Origin of the sequence: Marinibactrum halimedae, from assembly GCF_021234875.1 — a bacterium.
Lineage (GTDB): Bacteria > Pseudomonadota > Gammaproteobacteria > Pseudomonadales > Cellvibrionaceae > Marinibactrum > Marinibactrum halimedae.
This window is the reverse complement of sequence record NZ_JAJQVM010000006.1, coordinates 155,426-168,954: the sequence shown is the minus strand read 5'-3', so window position 1 is coordinate 168,954 and position 13,529 is coordinate 155,426. Positions and strand designations below refer to the sequence as shown.

Genomic DNA, 13,529 nt, shown 5'->3' with positions numbered 1-13,529 from the left:
GAATTCTGACAAGAGGTGAGGCCAGTTGTAACGGCGGTATTTTGGCATGGTAGTCTCCTTTGGGTGGAGACTGTAGGTTATTGGTTTGGAAGGTGGGGTTGTAGGAGGTTGTTGGTTTGGCGTTTACCCCGAAACGAACGCTAAACCCTTAAACCCTTCAGAGTTTAAACCGCAACCTACGCCTAAACTTAAACCCGAAACGAACGCTAAACCCTTAAACCTTTCAGAGTTTAAACCGCAACCTACGCCTAAACTTAAACCCAAAACGAAATCGAAACCCAGCCGTTTAAACCGACAGCAACGAGGGCTTTATGAGCGAATTTTGGACGGTGAATTTGGTTCTACTTTTACTCTCAAGCGCGATTTAATTTTGGCAAAGGTGATCCCTGGCGGGCACCACAAAATCAAACCCGTTATCGACCAATTACTTTCAGACGAGAAAATTTGCCGCAACGGCAATCAATTTGAACTACTAACTCAATAACTACTACCCCAATAAAGGAAGCACGATGAAATTTCGACTAGACGAATCCGACACCTGCACCGTTCTGGAAATCGACCCCTTTTCAAAAACAGCCAGCGCCCCCTTTGATGCCGCCATTGCCGTTACCGCGCTTCATGGGTTGGGGGAGGAAATTCATATCTCAATTTTAAAATACGGCGCCTACACCAAAGAGAGCATTGCGGTGTACGCCACCACATTAAACCTCGCCAACCGTATTGCCCATAAAGCCGTGGATGCAAAGGGGCTGAAATATGTTTTTGAGAATATTAACCCTGTCGCCGAATACCTCATGCTCACAAAGAAGGAAAAACCGAAATGTCATTAAATGATCGAATAACAATCACATAGTAAAAAACTGCAAAATTTTCTATTTTTATTGAGGTAACCTTGCAATTGCTACGTTATTGTTTATCGCGACAATGGTATACATTGAGGATTAACTCTAGTGTCTGATGAGAATATTAAGGGGGAGCAAAAGTCAGGAGGTGAAGAGCGGCTCGATCCTTTTGAATTTATGTCAAATAAGGAAATGGCAAATTTTGTAAAAGCAATGCGTTTGGGCTTAGGCTACTCAAATATGCGTAAGTTCGCCGAATTTATAAATGTGAGTAAAACGACTGCTTATGAATATGAAAAGGATAATGATGTTCGTCCTGATGGTTTAGTTCTTCTACGATTAATGGCTGAATATGGCTGGGATAAGGCATCGTTTAGCTTAAAGCCAGTATTAAAACGATTGAATGGGAAGAAAACAAAATGAGTAAAATTTTAATTTATTTACTTTTGGCCCAAATTTTTGGAGCAGAAGATAACGGAAGTGTTCTTTTGCCTGGGGAAGTTGAAAATATTTGTCTCACTCAAGATGATGTTGGTGTTTGTCTAACCAGTTTGGAGGAGTGGGGTTATATTGATTTGACAACAAATGAAATTCTTATTAGATCAGATTATGGTCATGTTGATGAGTCATTAAGAGTGATGGCAAATGATTATATCGAAGGTGATCAATTGATTTCGACGCTTGGTAATAGTAGCGGTGAACAGCCAAAACCAGAGTGAAAAATTTTTGAGGAAGGCTGGTGAACTTTCTAAACGAATATGTAAGTTTTTTTAACGCAAATAGTTTCTATACAGAATACATTTATCAGATTTTTTTATGCTTATGTTTTTTGATGAGTTTAAGGTGCCCTAATGTACGCTTCGTATTAGGGTATCTTATTTTTGTGGATTTAACTTTCCTGATTTTAAGGCAAAAAATTGACTTGCCTGCTTTGGGAGGTTGGTTTTATGTGATTGTTACTTTAGTGGATTTGACTTCTGCTATTGGGTTGATGAAAAGGCGAGTTATTGCTGAGAAACTCTCTTACATTTTACCTCGTTGGGCTGCTAATTTTGTGAGGCCTAGTTATGAAAAATATCACATTACGAGGCATGAGATAACTTTAGTATTGCTTTATGGGTCTTCCGCAATTTTTGTTTTTGCAACTTTGCTCGAGAGGGTTGTAAGAAAACTAACAGGTTTGGATGTCATGATTTTTTATTATGCTTATCCAACAATTTACAATGCGATTTCCTTTCTATCTTGTATTGTTTTCCTTTCGGCTGCGGTGCATGCGCTATTGGGATACTATATTGAAGATAATGAAGAAATTAAAAAAGAGCGCTAGTAGCGCTCTTTTTTCTTCCGACGATTCCCCCGCCAAAATACACAAGCCACTCTTAACCAGCAAAAACCACTTCACAAATACTCAAACCAGCGTATACTGATAGTGCATTGGCAAAATCCAGTGCCTGGTTTAGCAGCCGGAAAACTACAAAGGAGCACAGACACGCGCTCGCGTGTTTTTTTGTGCCTGGTAAGTCCTGCCTGTATGTTTATGGTGGGCTGTCTGGTGCCGCCTTCGGGTGGGCCGGTTCCCTTTGTACCGGTTCTGCTAACGCCATTCAGCTCGCCACCTATTTCGTTTAGCAGCGTAGAGGGTGGTTTATAAAATCCAAAACAAAGGTATTTATTATGCACACCACATCAACGACCCTTATCCTTACCCCTGCCCAAATCCGCCACTTCACCGAAGGCGAAGGTTTAATGCTGCTCGACGAGTCTGGCGAAAGTATCGCCTTTATTCACTCGGAAAATGCACAAACCACCTTCAACAGAGACGAGCGCGACGAAAACCTCTCGGAAGCCAAAGCCATCGTCGACATACTGGAATGCCTCTCTATCAATAATCTCGGCCCCTTTGATGAGAACTGCAACTTAAGCGAAGCCGTTGGAATATTATTGGCTCGGTTGTACCAGAATATGCACCGTTGTTAATGGTGTAGTTGGGGTGATAACGCCCATGGTACGGGCCTTTGGCGGTATCACCTTTTGCCATCCCATTGGTTCCCGTTGTTGGGAACCGGTAGGAGGCGAGTTGTTGTTCGTTTCGTTTATTTCGATTACACTAATGTGCAACTAAATTGCATGTTGGCAGCGACAAGGGGGTAATCATGCAGGCGAATGATGCGACTTACATTGCTTCAGAAGAGATGAGAGGCCTCTCAAGCACCAGCGCGACGGCCTTGGCGAAGTTATTAAAGGAACACCCTGAACAGGATAGGGCTCACGTGAAATTGGGCAACCAAGATCTTGTTTTGCCTGCCCAGGCACTGCGTTTATTGAAAGATATTCTGCAACAAATGGCGCTGGGTAATGGGGTAACGGTAATGCCGCAACATGCGGAATTAACCACACAGGAAGCGGCTAACCTATTAAATGTTTCTCGCCCTTATTTGGTGAAGCTGTTAGAAGAAGGGGAAATACCCTTTTACAAGGCCGGGACTCATCGCCGTATTAAAATTGGGGATGTTCTGGAATATAAAAATAAAATCATGAAAGCGAGGGAAGAGAGCCTTGATGAGTTGGCTAAATTATCCCAAGAGTTAGACTTGGGGTATTAACTTGATTTTCAGTGTTCTGTTTGATGCGAATGTGTTTTACCCAGCACCGTTAAGAGACCTGTTAATTGAGTTGGCCTACACAGGCTTATTTAAAGCTTGGTGGACAAAAGAAATTGATGAGGAGTGGCTTCGTAATTTACTCAAAAATAGGCCCGACTTATCCGAAGCAAAGTTGCGCAATACCATTTCCATGATGCACCAAGCGGTCCCTGACTGCTTGGTGACTGACTATCAAGATTTAATCCCTAGTCTGACTTTGCCAGACAAAAACGACCGCCATGTATTGGCCGCTGCGATAAAGAGTCATTCACAAGTTATTGTGACCCATAATCTAAAAGACTTCCCTCCATCCTCCTTACAAAAATACAATATTGAAGCTTTATCTCCTGATGACTTTTTGATGCATCAAATAGATCTTCATAAGAGCGCTGTTATTGTCTCATTGCGTAGCTGTCGTAAACGGTTGAAGAATCCACCAAAAACGATAGAGGAATATTTACAAACTCTTGAGGCTCAAGGGTTGATTAAATTCGTGGCAGAAGCGAGAGAGTTTGGCCATATTTTATAATGTTTTTTTCGTATAGTTTTCTCTGTATTTATTTGATGTGGTATTTCGTGTCATTTGATTATTTTTAATGATTAAAAATCATGCTCAAATTTAATTTGTCCGGAATTCCGGACAAATTCACTTCTGTTTTATGTACTCGTTTTCATTCCCGTTTTAAAGTGTTCTTGTCTCTACCGTAATGAATTAAAAAAGAGAATGATCACGATGGAACTATCGCCAAAGAAACAAAACGATTTTCTCAGCTTAAACTCGGTATTGTCAGCATCACAACTGGCGGCGTCTGAAAAAACAGAAGTAGAAAATGCGTTATCCAAATTAAATTTTGTACGGGAAAGTATCGGCCAACTGGAACTCACCGAAGCGTCGCGATTGGGCGCGGCACAGGTGTTAGAAGAAGTTGTCGACACCTTTCAAAAACACACGGAAGAACAAGACCCAAGCTGCACCCCGTAGCGCTTTGCGCCCATCCCAGGGCGCTTTTTTTTATTTGGTCAACTCCCCCAACAGCTCGCCCAACAACTCCTTCTTATCGTCGTCGCTTAACTTCCTCACCGTATTCAACAACCAGCGTGACTCATCAAACGTCGGCGGCTGCACCGTATGAGAAAACGACAACGTAAACACAAACCGATGCCCGCAATGACCACAATCGCAATATAGGTCAGTTGTACTTTCTGATTGCGGTTTGGTGTGCGTAATTCTTGAGACGTGCTGGCACTCAGTGCACTTAATTTTCATATACGACGAATGAGAGGAAAAATTGGCGCGTGAATTTTTCTTAAGGATAATAGTTATCCATTGAATATACAATTGTTCTCAAGCATATCTAATGGGTTCAATGGGTTGGTGAGAGGCTTAAAATATTTTATTTGAAGAGCAAACGAGGTATGCAGTATTATCCGCGAAAATAGAGAATGGCATATGTGGTGTCATTTAAGATGATGTGGTATGTGCTGTTTGCTAAGCGTTATGCAATTAAGAGGATTAACGCATGAAGAATAGTGACTGGATCGCAATAGTGAGTATATTGGCAACTGCTCTAGTTTCGATCTATGCAACGTATTCTCAATATGAAGCTAATGCAATACAGCAAGAACGGAACTATGAACTTGAGCGTTATAGACAAGCAAATCAATTAGAGTTGCTACAGGTAAAAGCTGAAATCGAAAGATTTACAAAGTATTGTTCAAAAGTTGAATTAGCTATTAAAGAAGCCTCAGATCTAAAAGCAACGAGTGAAGAAAAATCAAATAACAAAGAGCTCCAAAAATTACTCTATCTACGAGCTGTTGAATTTATATACTTGCTGCCGAATGATACAAAGCATGATGTGTTTAAAATAATTCGCGAGGGTAAAGATCCGATAGAGACCATTCTTGGTACTCTACAATTTAGTTATGATGATTGCTTAGGGAAAAGTGGTAAAAATACATAATAAATTAATCAATCAAGCTGAAATCTAGTGTCTCGGTTCATTAAGGCGTTGAGGTAACAGTTAACTTTAAATGATAAATAAGGGGGTGCTGATGAGGGATTTTGTTTTTGTGATATTATTTTTGTTTTCTTTTTTAGTTTTTTTGTCCATATTTGCTGGGCTTTTTAAGCCGAGTTTGATTAGGCAAAAAACTCGTGCTGAAGCATTTGGTAAGTCATCGGTTATTTTTTTTCTTTCAATCGTTGCACTTGTCGTTGCTGCTCCAAAAGATAGCTCAGATGATAAGACTATTAATTTGGAAGAAAAAGAGAAAATCTACATCAGTGTTGACCATAAAATAGATGACAAAGGCTACCTTTACTTTGAAATTGCATCAAACCTTTCTCAAGAGAATGAACTCTTCTTGTTTCTTGAAAATTCTGACGGAGACAACCTTGGTGGAAGCTCTGGTTTCATAACTAATGGGCGATGGGTTACGGAAAAATTTTCACATAATGGGAAATCTCATTTGGTGGGTAAGTATTACCTTTCAATATCAGAAAAAGGAAAGGGTAATTTATATAAAGGTGAAAGGTTATTCCAGCCATTTAGATACGAATTTGACATTCAATCTAACGGTGTAAGTCCACCAGCTATGACAAAAAGTCAAAAGCTTTCTACCTTGGATGCTTTTGATGAAATCATCAATACTATTAAAGCCAAGAGGTATCAAATAGAAGAAGTTAGGCGGAGGCAGCCTACAGGCAGAGGGCAGAGTGGTTCAATTTTTACTGCCAAATGGAATGGAGAGGTTCAAAGATGGAGGGATGATAGTAGTAATAAGTATGGTGATATTTTGGGTAGTGGAATATCCGCTCCATTTTGTCCTAGTGGGGCCTTTCATACTCGAACTTCAATGACTGCATTGGTTCTTCTTGGTGTGGGTTATGTTTCTGGTAAAGTAGATGTAAAAAAGAAAAATTTAGAGAGAAGCTTATCTAAAGCAGAGCAAGAAATTCAACTTTGTAGGGATAGTGTGTGAATTCGGATGACTTCAGAAGTGTGTCCAGTTGGTACTTTGTGCTCCACTTTTGGGGGGTGATTCTAATATTTTTACCCAAAGTTTCCTTCTTAAAGGATAACTGAATTGGGTTTTACGTTTCAAAGCAGAGAGATAATATGAAAATGTCGAGATTTTTATTGATTCTATTTTTTGGTGCTATTCTCAGTGGTTGCGATAACGGGATTGAATCTATCATTGTAAAAAAAATTCAGCTAGTAACAGATTCTGACTTTACCTTAAATGAGGTTCCAGCAGTGTCTATAGCTGTTGGCCCAAACGATACGAACTATATTTATGTTACCCTTTATCGATCAAATATTAATTCTGGCTACGTTATGTCATCTAAATTAAGGAGCGATAAAACGGTATCGGTCAATGCAACGTGGGCTGGTAAGTATTATGTTCAGTCATCAAGGCATGATACTGGGGTTTCGGTTGAAATAGTATCAATTGACACTTCTAGTAAGAGAGCTGTGTTAATGATTAGTGCAACTTTGGTCAATCCTAAAACAGGTGAGTTTTTAAAGTTTGGCAATTCAGAAATTATAATTGAAGGTCAGGATTTTCTTAATTTAATAAAGGCATAGTAGGGGCAGGTGCTTATGTCGCGGTCCTTTGCAAAACTTTTCCCGGTGTTACGGGCGTTAGCATTCCGTAGCAAATTTAAATAAAGAGTGATTATGAAGAGACTCCTAAAAAATATACATTCAGATGTCAGGCTTTCAGCTATCTTCTATGGCGTTATTAGCTCGCTTATGGCTACAGTACTTTGGAGTTATTCTTGGTCTATATTAACGTGGGCGGGGAGTTACTCATTTGGATGGCTGAAGGGTTTTGTTGACTCTAGGTACGCAAAAGCCGCGACATTAGAGTCAACGAATTATTCATATTTTTTAATGATTATTTTTTTTGTAGTGATAGTCATTGGCTGGCTCGAGATATCAGGAAGGATTAAGAAAAAATTAAAAGAAAATAAGCAAAGTAATCCTCCTGAGGAGAAGCCGCTGAACATAAATAGCGACACTCCCTCATGGGCTTCTAAGGTTTTTTTACTGGTACGAGTAATGGTTCTTTTTTATCTGCTCAATGGGCTTTTATATATAGCGGGAGAGGTGACCGTTCTAAACGTTATCCTGGATTTTAAGCAGCATATGAGAATTATTACTCCTTATATTTCTCAAGAGAAGAAAGATATGATGATTTCAAGCTGGTCTCAAATGCGAGGAGTCGACGATTATAATAAGGTCTATGAAGAATTGCTATCTGTAGCAAAGGATAACAATCTTACACTTTATAGAAATCGAACATATTAAATGCTAATGAGTCAATCAACTACATGCCTACGGCGCTGAACGCAGCAAAGTTGTGCCGGTTATTGAGGTGTTGAGGCTGTAGAAAAAGTTTCACTTCATGACTTAGAACGTTTTTTAAATTAAAAGTTGTGATTCTTTACGTAGTTTGCTCCACTAAAAAGTATTTTATTCGCGTAGAATTATCTAAAAATTTAGCCGAGAGATAGTGTTAGGGTTTTTCTATAGTCTCGTTATGTGATAAGGGAGCGATATCGTTTTGAAGCACGAAGAAAAGCTAAAAAGAGAGGACAGTCTCGCGAGTTGGCGATTGGCCACCTTGTTAACATTTAACGGATTTTTAATAACAGCAATCACAAGACTGAAACCAGAGGCTTATGCATACATTATAAAATGGGTTCCAGCGGTTGGTATTTTAGTTAGCCTGTCAGTATTGGCAGTTTCACTATTAAGTGCAAATGTAAAATGGAAGCTTCATATTTCGTGGCCTAAAGATGAAGGCGATTCACCAATAACAGAAAAGTTTCAGAGTGAAAAACTCTATTACATTTATAATTTTTTGGGGCCGTATATTTTAAGTCCCTTGGTGCTTTCTTTTTTTTGGTTGGTGTTTATTTTTGAGCATTGTTAATTATTTTTTGTATTACATAGCAAGAAAAATTTAAACATTGATGAAGTTAATTTGCCCTTCTAAGGGTAAAAAATCATTCACCTCCTGCACTGCCTGCTGCATGGGCACCACTTCATTCTCATAGTGCACACCGGAAATCTTCTCAATATCCCCCGCGTGCCCATTCTCTGGCATCACGGATGCCAGGGCCGGGGGGATGCGGTGGCTGCTGAGTATGTCATTGCGGGTAATGTTTTTGATTCGCTCGAAATCGTCTTTGTGGCTGATGTCGCCAATGGGGATCACTTGAATACTTTTCTCTCGCCCCTTCGGAATATTCACAAATAAGGATCGAAAATTTCCCGGCCCCTTCGTGCCGGAAACGGCCTGCTTAATGTTCTCTTCGGTGTCTGGGCTCATATCCGGGTCGGCGGTGTAGAGGATGTAACCAGCATGATTCCCGTTCACGTAATAGCGGCGTCGAAATAACGTCGCCCCTTCATTTAATAACGAGCTTTGCAGCGAGCCTAAATAATCCGGCTTGCCGTAAATGTTTTGCTGGGGGTCGTAATCTTTCCAGTGAATAATTTCGTCTGGCTTGAAGAGTATCTCTTCGCCCGTGGGCATTAGTTTAAGGTACTGGTTTTTCTCGTTGGTGAGTTTTCGTAAATTCACGCCGCTAATGTGTTGCACGCCCACATACCGCCCGAAGCCATCAAACAACCGCTGTAAATAAAACTGCCCATACACGGCTTTATCAAAGGCGCAGCGTTTAAATTCTTTGAGGGGGAAGGCGGGGGTGGGCATATACCATTTGCACAATAAGTTCTTTTTAAAGTGCAGGGCAGTTTCATGAAAGGCATTGGCGGTAATGCATTGGGTGAGACCAACAAGGCTTACGGGCGGCTCAAAATAGCGGCCATTGTCTAAGGTCATTAACCCCACGTAATCCGTGAGCGGGCTGCCCAGCACCGTTTGTGGGTCACCAAAACTGAAGGCCATGGTTTTGGGTTCACTGTATTCTGCGTAAACCCGTTGGCGGGGGCGTGCGTGTGTCATACCGTCCTCACGTTAGTATTGTTGAATTAACTGGCCAAGTGCCAGGTGGATGGTTTGCCTGGGCCGGTAAGGGGTTGGTTGGCCAAGGCGTTCATGATCGCCCAGGCGGCGTCGGCATGGCCGGCCGTTTTATTGCGGTCTGCCACGTAGGTAATGTTGTCGTGCTTGGTGGCTTCTTGTCGGATTTGTAAAAAGCCCTGGGCGATGTCGGTGTAGTCTTCGGGCCATTTTAATAACCCGGCATCAATTAACCCTTGGGCCCGTAGCACCAATTCGGTTTTTAAATCTTGGCTGTAATGCAGCGGCAACACATTACGGTGTTGGTTGGTGAGTTTTTCACTCACGCCCATGCCGGGGCCGGTGCTGTCGACGCCGATAAAATCCACCTGGTAGCGTTGCGTGACTTCTTGGATGCGTGCGGCTTGGTTTTCCCAAGAGCCAGAAAGGCTCATTTTATCTAGCACACGATAAGGCTTTCCCGGTTTACCAGGGGGCGCCACGATCACCAGCATGGATTTATCACCCCGGCGTGCCGGGTCGTAACCGAGCCACACCGCGAAGTTGGTAAAGGGGCGTTCGGCCTTGGGGTTGAAGTCTGTCCAGGTATCGGCATTGGCAGCACAGGCCAGCAATGAGTCCAGCTTGAAAACACTCTCGCCTTCGCGCATAAATTTACAAAGATAAAGTTGGTCGTATTCAAACGCGGTATTTTCTTCTTTGATGTCGTCCAGCGAGAAGCGATCGCAACCCTGCTCGATGGCATCTTCAATGGTCACGATATTGCGCCAAATTTTATCGGGGCCAAGGTGCCCTTCTTTTAAGGTGGCATGAGATAAATCAAATTCCACTTTTTCACGCTTGGTTTTTTCGGCCTTGCCCCGTGGTCGGTTTTTCCATTCATCGCCAGACCAAAGCGGGAAGGCGCCATGGCTTTCCACGCTGGGCGTTGAGAAATAGGTTTTACGCAAATGCTTTTGAGAGGCAATGGGTTTGATGACCTTGTTTAAGTCTTTGAAGGACGGTATCCAAAAAACTTCATCCACATACAAATGACCGTTATACCCTTGTACCGTGCGTGCGTTGGTGCTGCCAAATTGAAACTGTGCGCCATTACTGAGGGTAGGTGTTTCGCCGGTTAAGGTGATATCAAAGTACTTGTGTGCGAAGGCGGCGATGTAGCCTTTAAAAATTTCCGCCTGCTTTTTGGAAGCGGAAATAAACACCTGGTTCTCCCCACTGAGAATGGCATCTTCCAAGGCTTCCCAGGAAAAATAATAGGTCGCCCCAATTTGACGGCTTTTTAATATAAATCGATTACGGTGGTGCTTGTTGTCGTACCAGCGCAGTTGGTAGGTCTGAAATAATTCGTTGCGAATCTCGGTCAGTTGTTCTTCGGTAATGTGGCTGATGTCGTTTTTGACTTTACGCTTGCGTTTCTCTTTTCGTGCGGGTTTGCCTTCCCCTTTTAAATCGTTTTGTATGGCATTCGGTAAAGGTTTTTCACCGTTGCGTATCTGCTCGATGATGGCTTTTTCTTTTTCGATTTGCGTGTCTTTGAGTTTCATTTGCTGTGCTTGCAATAACTGCTCACTCAAAAACGTGTGCTCACGGTAGTCGGCATCCGTTTTATTGGGTTTGTTTACCAGTAGGGTAATACGTCGTACGTACAGCTCCTCTAGTGTTTTATGGGGTACGTGATTCTCCCATTCTTCTTTCTTCGCCCAGTAATAAATCGTACGCGCGCTGTTAATGCCCAATTGCTTGGCAATGTCTTCCGGGCTGTAGCGCTGTATATACAGTTGTCGTGCCTGGCGACGAATCTCGGGGGAATAAGCAGAGGGCATAACCAACTCTTCGTGATGAATGTTGAGGTTATCTTACAAAGTGATATTGAGAGGCATGACTACTTTCGGTGTGCTGGAGTGTGATGAGGCCCGTTATCACACCACAGCACACCAGAACCGCTTTTGAACGGTAAAAAAAGTCGTAAAGTAATCCCATCGATAACGCAGATGTAAACATTTTGAGATCCCCTTTATGGCAAGAGAGTTAAAAACCGGTTGGGTCAAAATTGCCACCAGTGGCGCCACGGTGGATGGCCGTGTGATTGAAAAAGAATGGTTGGAAGCCATGGCCAATAATTACGACCGGGAAGTGCATACCGCCAAGATTTGGTTAGACCACTATCGTTTTCTCGACAATGGCGGAAAAGTGTTAGCCCTTAAAACCGAAGCGGCCACCAATGACCATCTTAAGGGTGAAATGCATTTACTCGCGATTTTGGCCCCGAACGACTTTTTAATTGAATTGAACCGCCAAGGGCAATACGTCAATTGTTCCATTGAAGTCAACAAGAATTTTATGGACGGCAAGTTCGACTATTACTTGGGCGGATTGGGCGCGACGGACGACCAAGCCAGTGCCGGTACGACGGAATTAAAGTTCAGTTCAAATCCTGCCTTGGCCGGTGTGGAGGTGTACCAAGGTGAGGTGTTCAACACGGTGGATTCCATTAAAAAGCATTTCTTATCTAACTTTAATTTTTTAAAGACAAAACCAAAAGAGTCCGAGGATGATATGAAACCTGAAGAACTTAGCGCCTTAACCGCTGGCTTATCGGCCACTTTGTCACCGCTCTTGGATGAACAATTTAGCAAGATTAATGACACCCTTGCCGAATTAAAACCAAACACTGACGAAAGTGCTGACGATAACACGGACGATCAGTACACCCAGCTAAAAGCGGATCATGAGGAATTGAAAACCAATTTCAATGCATTGCAAGAAAAAATTACTGCCTTGGAAAAAACCAGAGAGCCTCAAACACTCGTGCCAGAGGGTGGTGAAGGCGAAGAACCAGACCAATACATCTAACGATAACCCGTTTTTTACTACATAAACACACGACGTTATCACCTCGGCGGTTTCCGCTTGCCCGTTAAAGAATGAATAAGGTACGACAACCATGAAAGAAAAAACAAAATTAAAGTTTCATAAACTGACGGCGGGTATTGCGAAAGCCTACAACACCTCCGATACCCGCACCTACTTCACCGCTGAGCCGACCATTGAACAAACGCTGGTGGATAAAATTGTTGAGAGTGCGGATTTTTTACAAAAAATTAATGTGCTCACACCCGATGAAAAAAGCGGTGAGAAAATTTTAGGCTCGGCCAGTGGCATGTTGGCCAAGCGCACGAACACCAATGACCGAGATCGTCAGCCGCTTAACCCGTTGTCGTTGGGCAGTAAAGGCTACGAGTGCCATAAAACGGAATTCGATTATTTTATTAAATACGAAACCATTGATGCCTGGGCCAAGTTTAAAGACTTTGCCAATCGCTTTTTAAATTGGACGCGTCACCAAACGGCGCTCTCACAAATTATGGTGGGGTGGTATGGCGAATCCATCGCCATCGAAACCGACCCCGAAACCAATACCAATGGCGAAGACGTGAATAAAGGGTGGTTACAAAAACTGCGGGAATATGAAATGGACGGGGTGGTCACCCAAGTGATTACCGAGGGGGCAGAAGGCTCGGGGGTTGTCCGCATTGGTAAAGACGGCGATTACGAAAACTTGGATGCAGCGGTGCACGATTGTTTGCAATTATTGCACGATGTACACCGCGAGCGTGATGACCTGGTGGCGATTATCGGGCGGGATTTATTGGCCTTAGATAAATCGCAATTGTACGTGGCCCAAGGTGAAACCCCTTCGGAAAAAGAACGCATCGAAAATCAGCGGGTTACTCGAACGTATGGTGGCTTACCGGCGCAGTCGGAAACGTTCTTCCCGTCTCGGGGGATTTGGGTTGGCCCATTGAGTAACTTAAGTATGTACATTCAGTCGGGCAGTATCCGCCAAAAAATCGAAGACAACGCCAAGCGTGATCGCGTCGAGCATTATCACTCTATGAACGTGGATTACGTGGTGGAAGATGAACAAGCCTGCGCCATGATCGAATTTAAAAATGTGCAATTGCCCGATGGTAGCGGTGGCTGGGCGTAAAGGCGCCTAATTGTTTTTGATTAATTCGATAAGGCAGAGACTAATACC

Annotated in this window: 20 protein-coding genes; 16 read left to right on the top strand and 4 right to left on the bottom strand. The window is 42.6% G+C overall.

The window, feature by feature from the left end:
- The first annotated feature begins 85 nt into the window (after positions 1-85).
- The 9 genes from LU351_RS05630 (at position 86) to LU351_RS05590 (ending at position 4,466) form a co-directional block, all read left to right on the top strand.
- Positions 86-484 carry a hypothetical protein gene (locus LU351_RS05630; protein WP_232593081.1) on the top strand — a complete coding sequence of 133 codons (399 nt, stop codon included), beginning with the start codon at positions 86-88 and terminating at the stop codon, positions 482-484.
- A gap of 25 nt (positions 485-509) precedes the next feature.
- Positions 510-830, top strand: coding sequence for a hypothetical protein (locus LU351_RS05625; protein WP_232593080.1), 321 nt, complete (start codon positions 510-512; stop codon positions 828-830).
- 120 nt (positions 831-950) lie between these two features.
- Positions 951-1,265: a helix-turn-helix domain-containing protein gene (locus tag LU351_RS05620; protein ID WP_232593079.1), complete on the top strand. Its 315-nt coding sequence runs from the start codon at positions 951-953 to the stop codon at positions 1,263-1,265.
- On the top strand, positions 1,262-1,561 hold the full coding sequence (locus LU351_RS05615; RefSeq protein ID WP_232593078.1) for a hypothetical protein: 300 nt from the start codon (positions 1,262-1,264) through the stop codon (positions 1,559-1,561). Before LU351_RS05620 ends, LU351_RS05615 begins: the two co-directional genes overlap by 4 nt.
- 164 nt (positions 1,562-1,725) lie before the next feature.
- Positions 1,726-2,169, top strand: coding sequence for a hypothetical protein (locus LU351_RS05610; RefSeq protein WP_232593077.1), 444 nt, complete (start codon positions 1,726-1,728; stop codon positions 2,167-2,169).
- A 347-nt stretch (positions 2,170-2,516) separates the two neighbouring features.
- Complete coding sequence (locus LU351_RS05605) at positions 2,517-2,819, top strand: hypothetical protein (protein ID WP_232593076.1); 303 nt, start codon at positions 2,517-2,519, stop codon at positions 2,817-2,819.
- Positions 2,820-2,995: 176 nt separating this feature from the next.
- Positions 2,996-3,445 carry a helix-turn-helix domain-containing protein gene (locus LU351_RS05600; protein WP_232593075.1) on the top strand — a complete coding sequence of 150 codons (450 nt, stop codon included), beginning with the start codon at positions 2,996-2,998 and terminating at the stop codon, positions 3,443-3,445.
- Between the two features lies 1 nt (position 3,446).
- Positions 3,447-4,013, top strand: a complete 567-nt coding sequence (locus LU351_RS05595; protein ID WP_232593074.1) for a PIN domain-containing protein — start codon at positions 3,447-3,449, stop codon at positions 4,011-4,013.
- 204 nt (positions 4,014-4,217) lie between these two features.
- Entirely contained in the window at positions 4,218-4,466 is a 249-nt protein-coding gene (locus tag LU351_RS05590) for a hypothetical protein (protein WP_232593073.1), read from the top strand.
- A gap of 30 nt (positions 4,467-4,496) precedes the next feature.
- Here the strand turns inward: LU351_RS05590 and LU351_RS20650 are convergent, their stop codons facing one another.
- Positions 4,497-4,751: an ogr/Delta-like zinc finger family protein gene (locus LU351_RS20650; RefSeq protein ID WP_269783304.1), complete on the bottom strand. Its 255-nt coding sequence runs from the start codon at positions 4,749-4,751 to the stop codon at positions 4,497-4,499.
- 253 nt (positions 4,752-5,004) lie between these two features.
- Between LU351_RS20650 and LU351_RS05580 the strand changes: the two genes are divergently transcribed.
- The 5 genes from LU351_RS05580 (at position 5,005) to LU351_RS05560 (ending at position 8,431) form a co-directional block, all read left to right on the top strand.
- Positions 5,005-5,448 carry a hypothetical protein gene (locus LU351_RS05580; protein ID WP_232593071.1) on the top strand — a complete coding sequence of 148 codons (444 nt, stop codon included), beginning with the start codon at positions 5,005-5,007 and terminating at the stop codon, positions 5,446-5,448.
- A gap of 91 nt (positions 5,449-5,539) precedes the next feature.
- The gene (locus LU351_RS05575; RefSeq protein WP_232593070.1) at positions 5,540-6,469 is read left to right on the top strand and encodes a hypothetical protein; all 930 of its coding nucleotides are present in this window, start codon (positions 5,540-5,542) and stop codon (positions 6,467-6,469) included.
- A 137-nt stretch (positions 6,470-6,606) separates the two neighbouring features.
- Positions 6,607-7,077 (top strand): hypothetical protein, encoded by a 471-nt coding sequence (locus tag LU351_RS05570; protein WP_232593069.1) that lies wholly within the window; start codon positions 6,607-6,609, stop codon positions 7,075-7,077.
- Between the two features lie 93 nt (positions 7,078-7,170).
- Positions 7,171-7,803, top strand: coding sequence for a hypothetical protein (locus tag LU351_RS05565; RefSeq protein WP_232593068.1), 633 nt, complete (start codon positions 7,171-7,173; stop codon positions 7,801-7,803).
- A 256-nt stretch (positions 7,804-8,059) separates the two neighbouring features.
- Positions 8,060-8,431 carry a hypothetical protein gene (locus LU351_RS05560; RefSeq protein WP_232593067.1) on the top strand — a complete coding sequence of 124 codons (372 nt, stop codon included), beginning with the start codon at positions 8,060-8,062 and terminating at the stop codon, positions 8,429-8,431.
- A 30-nt stretch (positions 8,432-8,461) separates the two neighbouring features.
- Here LU351_RS05560 and LU351_RS05555 read toward each other — a convergent pair whose 3' ends face one another.
- From LU351_RS05555 to LU351_RS05545, 3 genes are read right to left on the bottom strand one after another with little or no spacing between them, the layout of a single operon-like run.
- Positions 8,462-9,469 (bottom strand): phage portal protein, encoded by a 1,008-nt coding sequence (locus tag LU351_RS05555; protein WP_232593066.1) that lies wholly within the window; start codon positions 9,467-9,469, stop codon positions 8,462-8,464.
- 26 nt (positions 9,470-9,495) lie between these two features.
- A complete protein-coding gene (locus LU351_RS05550; RefSeq protein ID WP_232593065.1) occupies positions 9,496-11,313 on the bottom strand; it encodes a terminase large subunit domain-containing protein in 1,818 nt (605 codons plus the stop codon).
- Positions 11,314-11,341: 28 nt separating this feature from the next.
- Positions 11,342-11,491, bottom strand: coding sequence for a hypothetical protein (locus LU351_RS05545; RefSeq protein WP_232593064.1), 150 nt, complete (start codon positions 11,489-11,491; stop codon positions 11,342-11,344).
- 15 nt (positions 11,492-11,506) lie between these two features.
- Between LU351_RS05545 and LU351_RS05540 the strand changes: the two genes are divergently transcribed.
- Positions 11,507-12,343 carry a GPO family capsid scaffolding protein gene (locus tag LU351_RS05540; protein ID WP_232593063.1) on the top strand — a complete coding sequence of 279 codons (837 nt, stop codon included), beginning with the start codon at positions 11,507-11,509 and terminating at the stop codon, positions 12,341-12,343.
- A 91-nt stretch (positions 12,344-12,434) separates the two neighbouring features.
- Positions 12,435-13,481, top strand: coding sequence for a phage major capsid protein, P2 family (locus LU351_RS05535; RefSeq protein ID WP_232593062.1), 1,047 nt, complete (start codon positions 12,435-12,437; stop codon positions 13,479-13,481).
- Positions 13,482-13,529 lie beyond the last annotated feature (48 nt).

Excerpts from the sequence above, each read along its gene's own strand:
- LU351_RS05625 (WP_232593080.1), top strand. The coding sequence starts at position 510 with ATGAAATTTCGACTAGACGAATCCGACACCTGCACCGTTCTGGAAATC.
- LU351_RS05615 (WP_232593078.1), top strand. The coding sequence starts at position 1,262 with ATGAGTAAAATTTTAATTTATTTACTTTTGGCCCAAATTTTTGGAGCA.
- LU351_RS05605 (WP_232593076.1), top strand. The coding sequence starts at position 2,517 with ATGCACACCACATCAACGACCCTTATCCTTACCCCTGCCCAAATCCGC.
- LU351_RS05600 (WP_232593075.1), top strand. The coding sequence starts at position 2,996 with ATGCAGGCGAATGATGCGACTTACATTGCTTCAGAAGAGATGAGAGGC.
- LU351_RS05590 (WP_232593073.1), top strand. The coding sequence starts at position 4,218 with ATGGAACTATCGCCAAAGAAACAAAACGATTTTCTCAGCTTAAACTCG.
- LU351_RS20650 (WP_269783304.1), bottom strand. The coding sequence starts at position 4,751 with ATGAAAATTAAGTGCACTGAGTGCCAGCACGTCTCAAGAATTACGCAC.
- LU351_RS05580 (WP_232593071.1), top strand. The coding sequence starts at position 5,005 with ATGAAGAATAGTGACTGGATCGCAATAGTGAGTATATTGGCAACTGCT.
- LU351_RS05575 (WP_232593070.1), top strand. The coding sequence starts at position 5,540 with ATGAGGGATTTTGTTTTTGTGATATTATTTTTGTTTTCTTTTTTAGTT.
- LU351_RS05570 (WP_232593069.1), top strand. The coding sequence starts at position 6,607 with ATGAAAATGTCGAGATTTTTATTGATTCTATTTTTTGGTGCTATTCTC.
- LU351_RS05565 (WP_232593068.1), top strand. The coding sequence starts at position 7,171 with ATGAAGAGACTCCTAAAAAATATACATTCAGATGTCAGGCTTTCAGCT.
- LU351_RS05555 (WP_232593066.1), bottom strand. The coding sequence starts at position 9,469 with ATGACACACGCACGCCCCCGCCAACGGGTTTACGCAGAATACAGTGAA.
- LU351_RS05550 (WP_232593065.1), bottom strand. The coding sequence starts at position 11,313 with ATGCCCTCTGCTTATTCCCCCGAGATTCGTCGCCAGGCACGACAACTG.
- LU351_RS05545 (WP_232593064.1), bottom strand. The coding sequence starts at position 11,491 with ATGTTTACATCTGCGTTATCGATGGGATTACTTTACGACTTTTTTTAC.
- LU351_RS05540 (WP_232593063.1), top strand. The coding sequence starts at position 11,507 with ATGGCAAGAGAGTTAAAAACCGGTTGGGTCAAAATTGCCACCAGTGGC.
- LU351_RS05535 (WP_232593062.1), top strand. The coding sequence starts at position 12,435 with ATGAAAGAAAAAACAAAATTAAAGTTTCATAAACTGACGGCGGGTATT.